Genomic DNA, 10,610 nt, shown 5'->3' with positions numbered 1-10,610 from the left:
AATATGAGGTGGGCGATTCCTGCGTCCAGTCCGATCGTAAATCCAGGCATATTTCAGGTCCTTTACATGCTAAAGAGGTCTTAAGGACCCTTTTATTCAATGTGCGAGTTTTGACAATGATTCGGTGCCCGGAATCGCTCTGGTGCATGTGTAATAAAAAAATAAAAATAAAACAACGCAGTAAATTGAGGGGTGATTGAGGCGGAGTAATCCGCAGGCGCGCAATTTTGTGAAGGTGAGTGATCTTGGTTTCAAAAAGGGTCTTGACGGAAACAATCAACGAGGGACATCTTGCGGTATAACAAAAAGAACCCTCGCACCGCGGGGGTAAGGGAGGGAACAATGTTGAAACGCGCTCTTGGCGCCACCGTTTCGGTGTGCGCTTTTGCCATGGTCATGCAGTCGGCCGCCGCGCAGGATGTCTCAGGCGAGGCTGAGCCTGAGATGGAGTCCCGTACTCTGAGTACGGTCACGGTTACGGCCACGCGGCGAGAGGAAAATATTCAGAGTACGGGAGCTTCGGTTTCGGCGCTCGACAGCGAGGCATTGCTCGACCGGTCGGTCCAGTCCGTCGAAGATGTCGCAGACATGGTTCCGGGACTTCACGTTTCCAACTATCAGGGAGACACGTCCATTTTTATTCGTGGCATCGGTACGCCGGTCATCGTGGCCGGTGCCGACAGTTCCACGGCGACCTATCTGGACGGAGTCTATTTGTCGCGCGCGGCTGCAATTGGTCCTGGTTTCTTTGACATAGAGCGCGTGGAAGTCTTGCGCGGTCCACAGGGAACCCTCTACGGGCGCAACGCCACCGGTGGCGCCGTCAACATCATCACCAAGCGCCCCACCGATGAATTCGCCGGCGAAGCGCGACTGATCCTTGGCAATTATGATCGCACGCACGCATTCGCCGCCCTGAGCGGCCCTCTCAATGACCGTGTGCGGGCCCGTCTGGCGGTCCAGAAGGAGGATCGCGACGGGTACACGACGGTTCATCTGCCACGTGGGACACTCCCCGCATCCCAGCCCGATCGCACATTCGATGCGGAGGACAAGCACGACATCACCGCCCGCGCCACGGTGGAGGTCGATTTGACGCCCACCGCCATGCTCACCCTGACGGGGGACTATTACAAAGCGGACGATCGCGCCAACGTCTTCCATTTTGCGAGCCTGGGGTACCAGGATGAAGTGCCGGGCTGGCTCGGGACTCGCGAGGGCTCCCAGACGCTGCCCTATTTCGGCATCAAGAATAGTGGCCGTATCTCGGCACCCTCCTCTCGCGCCATCTTTTCGGCAGTCGACTATTTCAACGAAACAAGCGTGTGGGGTCTCACAGGGCGGCTCGACTGGGCCCTCGGCGACTATGATGTTCAGGTCATCACCGGCTACAAGAATTCAAATCCTGACTTCCAGAACTCGTTTGATCTCGGAGACACGTTCAATACCTACATCCATCGCGCCGAAGATCATGAGCAATGGAACGCCGATTTCCAGCTATCCTCCCCGTCCGGAGGACGTTTCAGCTGGATTGCCGGGGGCGGATACTTTTCTGAAGAGAATGATATCCAGAACAACATCTTTGGCGACTTCTGGGAGCCGATCCTTACGCAAGGCCTGCTTGATCTGCAGACTGCGGGTGTCCTGCCACCCTTTCAGGTCAGCATTCCGGAAAGCACGCTATGTTGCGAGCTGCACCTGAACGGGCGTCAGGAAACCGAAGCATTCAATATCTTCATTGATACGAGTTTCGATCTGACCGACAGGCTGACATTGAAGGCCGGTCTGCGATATTCCGAGGAAGAGCGTGACGGCTTCCAGAATTTCGACCTCGCCTTTCTCCCGTCAGCACCGGGCGGGTCTCTTGTTAGGTTTGCACCGGAAGTTCTGTTTTTCCCCAACGCAGTTAGTGAAAGCCGTGATGGTGTCCAGCCAGACCCGTTTGGGTTCGTGGTTGCACCAGTCGAGGGCCCTGCGACCTTTGATGCGACCACGCCGAAGTTCGCCCTTGAATGGACGGCTGCGGATGACCTGCTTCTTTATGCGAGCGCCCAGCGTGGCTTCAAGAGTGGCGGATACAATATTGGATCCAGCCAGCGAACCCCATACGAGCCCGAGGAAATCTGGGCCTATGAAGCCGGCCTCAAAGCTGGACTGCTCGACAAGCGACTGCGTCTCAACGCGGCGACATTCATATATGATTACACAAACCTGCAGGCGCAGGACTCGATCGCCAACCAGCCCATCATCCGGAACGTCGGCAAGGCGGAAGTCAGAGGGGCTGAAGTCGAGTTTGCGGCCTTGCTCGGCAATGTGTTTCAACTCGACGGGTCGGTAACCTATCTCGACGCGGTTTTTACCGAAGGCGAGTTGACTGAACCCTTGCGTCCCGCACCGCTGACGGATGAGCCGGGATCAACTCTTCGCAATCTTGATGGTTTGAGGCTGCCTCGGGCTCCGGAATGGAAAATGAATATCGGCGCTCAGGCAGACTTTGCGGCATTTGGCGGCGATCTGACCCTTCGGGCGGACTATGCCTGGCAGGATCAGGTCTTCTTTACCGTGTTCAATATCAATGCGGCGTCACAGGATAGCCATGGTGTCCTGCGCGCGCGGGCGACATATGCGCCGGGACATGGACAATACAAGGTCGCGTTGTTTGGGGAAAACCTGACAGACGAGACCTATTTCACCAACCAGATTCTTACGGGCACAACCTATGGTGCCGAATTCGTCGGTTCCCTCGGTGCGCCGCGTACGTTCGGAATCGAACTCTCCACCCAGTTCTAGAGGCTCAGCCAGAGGAAACCTCACAAGATGATGACCCCATTGGAAACCGCCCAGACCTGGTATGCCGGCGTGCATGAAGGTGACTTCGACAAATTGTTCGGAGTCATGGCCGAGGATTGTACGATCGAATTCTACGGTCCGAGTGTCATCCCCTTCGCAGGAATTTTTCGCGGCAAGGAGAAGTGCAAGATCTTTTTCGGCCATGTTGGCAATGATGTGGACATCGAGACGTTTCGTCAGGACGAGTTCATAGCGGAACGCGACAAGGTGGCGGTGACCGGGCATCTACGCATGGTGCTGAAGGCGACGGGGCGCCTTTACGCGGCTGATTATGCGCACATCCTTACCATTCGGGATGGACAGGTCATCCGCTTCCGGGATTTTCAGGATAGCGCTCAGGCTGTGCATGTCGCGTTCGACCTGACGACGCCGGAACGCTAGGAATGAACGTGCGTCCCGCCCTCGATTATCAGCTCAACTCTTTGGGCTTTGTCGCGCTGTTGCGCTTCGGTTTCTGCTTCGCGGCAGCCTCGGAGGCCAGCTCATGATGGATTTCGGTTACTCTGGCCAGGAAGTGAATCCCGGACCTGATTTCATCGTCGCTGAGACGTTCGACCATTGTTTCCACAAAGGCGGTGCCGTTGCGCATCATGCTTTCGACAAACTGAACGCCGCGGGGCGTCAACACGACAAACTTCTCGCGTCCGTTTTCGGGGTCTTCGACCATTGTGATCAGGTTGAGGGGCGGCTTGGACAGCGCACGGAGGGATTTCGAGATCGCCGAACTCGTTACTTCGTACCAAGACGCCAGCGCATGCGCGATGTCCTTGCGACGCATCTTCTTCCCATCAGTGCCGCGCGTATGGATGGTCCAGAGGAGACAGGCTTGCTGGCGTGTCAGCACGCCGCATTTGAGGGCGTCCTCAATCTGCATTCCCACCAGATAGTGGATCGGGAAAAACAGGTCGAGGAAATCCTTGCTCGATTGTTTGCGCTTCGAAAGGTCCATCCAGTCTCCGGTTCATTGCTGCGCCCTCGCCGATAAGCGAAGTCGAATCTCCCTTCAAATACCGAGTCTCCAGAATGCCCGACAAGAAGGAACTGCGCCATGTAACAAAAAGGTCCTAAGGACACAATAAACCAGCGCACGCAAATTCGAGCGCGATCCATACCCTCAACAATCATGCCGGTTGCCAGCACCGCGCTGGGCCGCTGCACCCGGGAGAAGACCAGATGACACAAGCCTCCACCCAGCCTTACATTCCTGATGAATTTCACGTGCGGGATCTTTATCACCCGGACGTAATGGCGAACCCCTATCCGTATTACGCGCATCTGCGCGACTTGCCGATCCAGTTTGGCCTTGAAGATTATCCGCCGGGCACCATACCCGGCTTGGACAAGCCGTATCCCGCGTGGGTCGTGCTGAAGCATGCCGATGTCCAGGAAGTTTGCCGGCGCGCAGATGTCTTCTCGTCGCGCGATATCATGCAGGAAGAATCCGAAGCGCCGACCCTGATGCTGGTCAATCATGACGATCCTCGCCACGCGGAGCTTCGCAAGATTGCCCAAATGGCGTTTTCGCCCAAACGGGTCATGAGCGACGTGGCGCCATGGATGGAGACAACGGTTGAAGCGCAGCTCGACATGGTCGGCGGCGGGACGGTAGATTTCATGCAAGACTTGGCGCCGAATTTGCCCGCGCTCGTAATGACCAAACTGATCGGTACGCCGGAGGAGGACTATGTCCTTTTGCGTCGCTGGGCCAATGCCTTCATGGTGACCTCTGACTTCACCCTGGCGGAGCGCCAGCAATGCAATATCGAGCTCTGGAATTACTATCAGTCAGCGGTCGACCAGCGCTACGCCGATATCGAGACAGGCAAACCGGTTCCCGACGACTTGATGTCTGCCTTCATCCAGACTGAGTCGAACGGAAGCCGCCTGACGCGTGAGGAAGTGGTGCGATTTTGCCTGACGCTGGTCGTGGCTGGCGCAGAGACCACGGGCTATCTCCTGGGAAATCTGATTGATGTGCTGGCCGATGATCCCGAGATGTATGCGACGCTCCGGACCGATCGTTCACTCGTGCGGGCCTTCATCGAAGAAAGCCTGCGCCGGGACGGGCCGGTTCAGCGTCTCCACCGGGTATGCACGCAGGACTACGAACTTGGGGGAGCGCAGATCAGAGAAGGAGATTGGGTGGCGATCTTCCACGCCTCTGCCAATCGGGACCCGGCTGTCTTTGAAAGGCCGGATGAGTTTATTCTGAAGCGACCGAACATGATCAAGCAGGCGACATTCGGGCATGGTATCCATCATTGCATGGGGGCAGGGATTGCTCGCAATGAAGCTGCCCAGATGATCAACAGCCTGCTCAACCGCTACAGCCGCCTGGAATCAGCAGGTGAACGTGTGCGCCAAAGAGGCGGTCTGCTCAATTACGGCCTGAAGACGTGCCCTGTGAATCTGGTTGTGTAGCAGATCAATTCCAGGTGACGTGGAAATGGAAAAATGTGCGTGATCGTTGATGCCGCAATCCTGCATGGGGTCGCTCAAACGTGAAAAACCATGTGCTGCAGCATGGGCTTGCCAAGTAGGTCTTCGGCCCGGCCCGAATGAAGCGAACGGGGTGTAGGCCCTGAATTGCATTTCCCAATTCCATGTGGACGAGGGTGCGCATCCGTTTGGCCTCCAGATTGCCTGATAGCAATCTGGCGCGGTCAAATAAGCAAACTCGGATCATAATCTAGTTAAAGTCACGCCACGCCGTTGTATTTCTTGGTATTGAGGATAGTATTTCTCTCAGTATTCATGAAGCTATCTGTGTTCAGGCTAGTCGTTTGACTGACGAACATATTGATTGAACAAGTAGCTTCGAGGCTTCTGGAAACTGTATGACCAACCAACGGATCGACTGGGACAAACTGCGTGTCTTCAAGGTAGTTGCTGAACTGGGCAGCATGACATCGGCCGCGGCGCGGTTGAGGGAGTCGCCTCCGACAGTAAGTCGGAAGATTGATGAGCTCGAAGAATTTCTGAGCAGCAAACTGTTTACCCGGTCAACTCGCGGCATGGAGCTGACGGAGACCGGGAAGACGGTGCTGCGCTATGCGCGGCAGATGGAAGAGTCCGCCAATGAAGTGCTCAGCAAGGCGATCGGCAAGACCGATGGCACCGAAGGCCGGATCACGATTGGATCGGGTGACGGTGTCGGACCGTACTGGATCGCCCCGCGCCTGGCCGAGTTCCAGACAGCGCATCCAAAGGCGCAAGTTCGAATGCACGTTAAGGCAGAGGAGCCGGACCTGCTGAACGACGAGGCGGACATCTCGATCCAGTTTACCGAACCTCGGGACCCGGAGATTATCTCGCACAAACTGGGCACACTTCATTATATTGGTTTCGCATCCAGAGAGTACCTCGACGCGCAAACGAGTCAGCCTTCCAGCATGTTCGAGTATCATCAGTACAGGTGCATTTTGCACGAATCATATGTTCAGCAAGTTGAGCGATGGGCCCCCAAGGCGCATGAGTTGAAGAAAATGATCGATTTTGCGTTCGTCACGAATTCGGCAAGCGCCATGATCACGTTGTGCCGGAGAGGTGGAGGGATCGCGCTGCTGCCGACATACCACCAGGATGTCTACCCGGATCTCGTCGCATTGGACATGTCGGAAGTGGCGCCGATCCAGTTCTGGATAGCGTATACGGAGCAGACGCGGCGGTCACCGCTTGGCAACCTCATGATCGAATGGATCAAGTCGCTATTTGACAAGCAGGTCTCGCCCTGGTTCACGGACGAGTTCTATCACCCAAAGCAGCGGATCGAAGCTGAAGCCGAATTTCACGAAAGCGTGTCGGTGCCAAGAGTCACCGGCACGTAGATCCTTTTGGGATCAGTCGCTCGACATGACCCGCAAGACTTTTGCCATCATCGAAAGGCGCTCTTTGGAGGGCGTACGGTCGATCCAGGAATGGCATTCTGCGCGAACCTTTGCGGACGGATCAGCGTCCTTGTCATCGTCAGCGTTCTCGTCTTCGAAAAGGCTGGCGATTGAGACGCGTAGGACTTCCGCGACATTGGCAAGCATTCCGGCGCTCAATCGATTGGTGCCGGTCTCATACTTCTGAAGCTGTTGATGGCTGATGCCGAGTTCAGAGCCAAGTTCAGCGAGGGTCAGGTTTCGATCCAGACGAAGTTTTCGGATTTTTTCGCCAACCATCTGATCGACTGCCGTAGGGGCTCTGGAAGTAGATTGCTTCATGACCTGCTCGCTCCATATATCCATCAGAGGTAACCAATTTTCCCGCAAAGGGTGTTATGGCAAGGATGCCACTACCCAAGAAAATGGAATGCACACTGAATTTTGCGTTTCATCCTGATTGCTGCCCCAATATTGGACCCGTTTGAAACACTGAAAAACCCATAAAAAGCAGCGTCATCTGCTATTGCTTAACCCAGGTTAAATCGCCCCCGATCCTACTTCAGATGGATTAAACCTCTGCAATTTTTAATAATCTTTTTTCCACTTTATTGAGAGCGTGGCATCGCCATCTGTAGTAGTTTCTGAAGTAACAGAGACCTGTGGTCTTGGCTCCCACTCAACTTCAACGGAGCTGCCTGCCGCGCCCGCCGAGTTTAACTCGAGATATACATCGTCTGCGATGTATTGTCCGACTCCTACTTGCGCCGAGCCTTCATCATTGGTTCCGAATGATAGCCGGTCCACACCAAGGGCGGCTTGAAGCCCGGATGTGGGGTCGAATCCGGAACTGTTACCGCTGAGTCGCGCAATTGAATTGGCCAGTTGAGCGGCTTCCAGCGCTGACAGGTCCACCGAGGACCGCCCGAATAGCAGGCGTGACAGAATTTCATCCTCTGGCAAATCGGGAGAACTTGTTAGCTCAATCGTGGGGCTCGTGGGTGTGCCTGTCAGGGCGACATTCGCTTCAAACCCGTTCACCGTCCGGTCTGCCTCTACCTCCAGGCGGGCCCGCCGCAGAGGACCGTCAAAATAGACGTTACCGCTGTCGAATATGAAGGGGCGCCCGGCCAGGTCCAGTGTTCCCCGGCGCATCGTCGCTATGCCGTTGAGGCGAGGATCGGCAGCCGTCCCGGTCAATTTCAGGTCTGCTCCCCATTCGCTTTCCAGTCCGCGACCATCAATGAAGACCCGGCGATCCGCTGTGATCTGCATATCCAGCGCGAGTGAATGCCTGAGTGCGCTTTGGCCGTCACTTGCGTCGCCATCCTCTTTCCAGCGCACGTCGATGGCCTGTGCTTTGGATGATGGCAGGTTGTCGAGATTGAACCGAGCCGATCGTACGTCGACATTTCCGGAAACGGTCCGCTTGTCTGCGCCACCAGCGAGATTGACCTTGCCATCCACGCGAAGTGAGTCGCCATCCCGATTATAGACCAACAGGTCAGCAAAATCGGTCGTGAGTTTGGTGTCGTCTGCCGAGAGTGTACCGGACACGCTCACCGTACCGCCATCAGCCCCTTTGCCCCTTCCGCGCAAGGTTAGGGCCTGGTCGACATAATCTGTGTCCAGATTCAAATTCACGAGCCTGAGGCTTGTTGCCCCGAACTCATAAATGCCATCCGTCAGCTTTGCTTCAGCGCTGAATGCGGGTGTTGTGAGTGTTCCGGTCAGGTCGGCCGATGCGTCTATGACGCCGCCAATATCATGTCCATATGCCAGGGCGAGCGATCTCAAATCCGACAAGTCGCCCTGAAGATTGGCCGTTCCCTGCACGGGGCGCTCCATGTCCAGGTGCGCGATACCGTCTGGATCGGCAGCGACCGGCAGGGTCGCCGACCCCGCAAGTCGCAAGTCGCCATAATCGCCCGCGCCATCCACAATCAGCGCTCCGTTCCTCAGTCGACCTGCCAGATCAATGGCCAGGGCGCGCTCGAGCCCGGGTAACGGGCCCTCGACATTTATGTCAAACTGGCCTTCCGGATTTGCTCCGAATAACAGGAAGTCTCCATTGCCATTCACCATCACCCGGCGCGTGGCTATACCCGCTGAAGCCAGGACCGGAGCCAGGTCAACACTGTCGACCGTCAGGGTCATGCGGGGCGTACGGGTTCGCTCAGCAATGCGCGCTTCGATACTCCCGCCGAAGATGGCGATGTTTGCCTCGACCGAGGGAGTTTCGCCCAACCGCCAACTGACGGGCTGAACGGAGCGGACAGCCTCACCAAGCAAGGTGCCATCCAGTTCTATCTGGCCGCTAGGATACTCAGCCCCGAAATCCGCCTCACCCAATATGTTCAGCGAAGTGGGTCGGGCAGTATGTTCGCGTTCGACCTGTATTGCGAAATTGTAGCCTTCCGGGGCATTGCGAATTTGTCCGTCTACTGAGTCGAAGCGAAGCGACGGCGAGAGCCAAACATTCTGAACCTGGCCAGAGGCGGTGATCGACATGTCTTCATCCGGGGCCCGGTCCACGCTCAGTTCGACATCAAATGCACCGACATGCCGCGAGCCGAGATCAAATCGGTCTCCGACTATATTGAGTTTGAGGTCGAGCCCGCGCTCGCCGCCATACAAGAGAGACCCTGAAAGCTGGGCCGTCTCATAGTCGGATTGGATATCCCGCAGTGCGAACACACCGTCAGACCAGGATGCCATGGAGGTGATCTCGACAGGGTGGTCGCCGGCAATACCTTGCAAGGCGACCGGACCCGCCCAGCCATCGCCCGACCGTCTGAGATCTACGGACGTTTGCAAATCAGAGATAGCAATGGAGCCACGGCTAAACGCGCCGCCTGAGGATGCTAGGCTTATAGCATCCACGCCTCTTGGGCCGGAGAGTTGGAAGATGCCGGTGCTGAGGTCGATTACCGAACCCGAGATAGGGATGGCATCGGACTGTGTGAATTGACCCGACAGGTTCGCGGCCCCGCCAGGTGCGTAAGTGCCCGATAGGGACAGGTTCATATTGTCGCCATCTATTCTGGCGGTCCGTACACGATAAGAGGAGTCTGCTTTTTGAACTGTGGCGCGCAGCCGCGCGATATTTCCGAAAGCTTTGGCGGCCGTCGCATTCATCTCATTTATACCGTGCGCGTTGACGTCTGCGACGATTGATGGGGCGGCAAACGGACCCGTCACCGCGACGCTTCCGGTGGAGGATAAGTCGGGTGCGGATGACAGGAGGCCAGACACCTGTTGAAGCCGCGCCTGAACGTCAAGTGTCTTCTCGCGTATACTGATCGCACCGCTTGCTGCTATGCGTCCTTTGGCAAGACGTGCAGTCGAAGGGTCAAGGGTGACGACCCCGGTGTCCCGGTTGTAGTCGCCTGCGACATCCACCTTCGGTGATTGGCCTGCGATCCGGCGACCCGTCGCATTCGATGCCATGATGCCGGTGCCCTTCAGCGACCCTTTGAAGTTAACATATCGTCCGGTAGATACGATCTCCACTGGTCCTTCGACTTTCTTGAAAGGCAGGTCCGCACCCGCATTGGCGCGTAGTGCAGCATTGCCAGTCAGTCCGGGAGCCTCGCGGGGATCAGTCAGAGAGCCTGAAAAGACCAGATCGGTATCGAGGTTGACCAGTTCCTTGAGACCAGAAAACGTCACATCTAGATTGATCGGACCGTCGAAGTCGCGCTGGCGGCTGCGATATACACCGTTTGCGGACATGGACCCGGATGCAAGTGTGCCGGAAAATTCGAAAGGAATGCTCGCCTTCTCAATATCTCCATCAAGTTTCAGGGCGGCGGAGGGACCTATTAGTGTTCGCAGCTGTTCGGAGATCGGCAGGCGCGATGCGTTGATGTCCGCGCTGGCCAACAAGCCGCC

General features: G+C 56.4%; 7 protein-coding genes. 4 read left to right on the top strand and 3 right to left on the bottom strand.

Annotated features, from left to right (window positions below):
• The first annotated feature begins 342 nt into the window (after window positions 1-342).
• Window positions 343-2,790: a TonB-dependent receptor gene (locus tag B4F73_RS07965; RefSeq protein ID WP_290482953.1), complete on the top strand. Its 2,448-nt coding sequence runs from the start codon at window positions 343-345 to the stop codon at window positions 2,788-2,790.
• Between the two features lie 27 nt (window positions 2,791-2,817).
• Window positions 2,818-3,231 carry a nuclear transport factor 2 family protein gene (locus B4F73_RS07960; protein ID WP_051607714.1) on the top strand — a complete coding sequence of 138 codons (414 nt, stop codon included), beginning with the start codon at window positions 2,818-2,820 and terminating at the stop codon, window positions 3,229-3,231.
• A 28-nt stretch (window positions 3,232-3,259) separates the two neighbouring features.
• On the opposite strand, the gene B4F73_RS07955 is transcribed toward B4F73_RS07960, so the two are convergent.
• Window positions 3,260-3,799, bottom strand: a complete 540-nt coding sequence (locus B4F73_RS07955; RefSeq protein WP_051607713.1) for a MarR family winged helix-turn-helix transcriptional regulator — start codon at window positions 3,797-3,799, stop codon at window positions 3,260-3,262.
• Window positions 3,800-4,023: 224 nt separating this feature from the next.
• Between B4F73_RS07955 and B4F73_RS07950 the strand changes: the two genes are divergently transcribed.
• Window positions 4,024-5,271 carry a cytochrome P450 gene (locus B4F73_RS07950; protein ID WP_290482952.1) on the top strand — a complete coding sequence of 416 codons (1,248 nt, stop codon included), beginning with the start codon at window positions 4,024-4,026 and terminating at the stop codon, window positions 5,269-5,271.
• A gap of 416 nt (window positions 5,272-5,687) precedes the next feature.
• Entirely contained in the window at window positions 5,688-6,677 is a 990-nt protein-coding gene (locus B4F73_RS07945; protein ID WP_290478954.1) for a LysR family transcriptional regulator, read from the top strand.
• A gap of 12 nt (window positions 6,678-6,689) precedes the next feature.
• On the opposite strand, the gene B4F73_RS07940 is transcribed toward B4F73_RS07945, so the two are convergent.
• Window positions 6,690-7,058, bottom strand: a complete 369-nt coding sequence (locus B4F73_RS07940; protein ID WP_206992697.1) for a helix-turn-helix domain-containing protein — start codon at window positions 7,056-7,058, stop codon at window positions 6,690-6,692.
• Window positions 7,059-7,304: 246 nt separating this feature from the next.
• The coding region (locus B4F73_RS07935; RefSeq protein WP_290482951.1) for a translocation/assembly module TamB domain-containing protein at window positions 7,305-10,610 on the bottom strand (3,306 nt) is incomplete at its 5' end.

The organism is Hyphomonas sp. UBA3601 (assembly GCF_002375605.1).
Taxonomy (GTDB): domain Bacteria; phylum Pseudomonadota; class Alphaproteobacteria; order Caulobacterales; family Hyphomonadaceae; genus Hyphomonas.
Note: the sequence above shows the minus strand (reverse complement) of the source record. Positions and strands in the feature narration are given on the sequence as shown.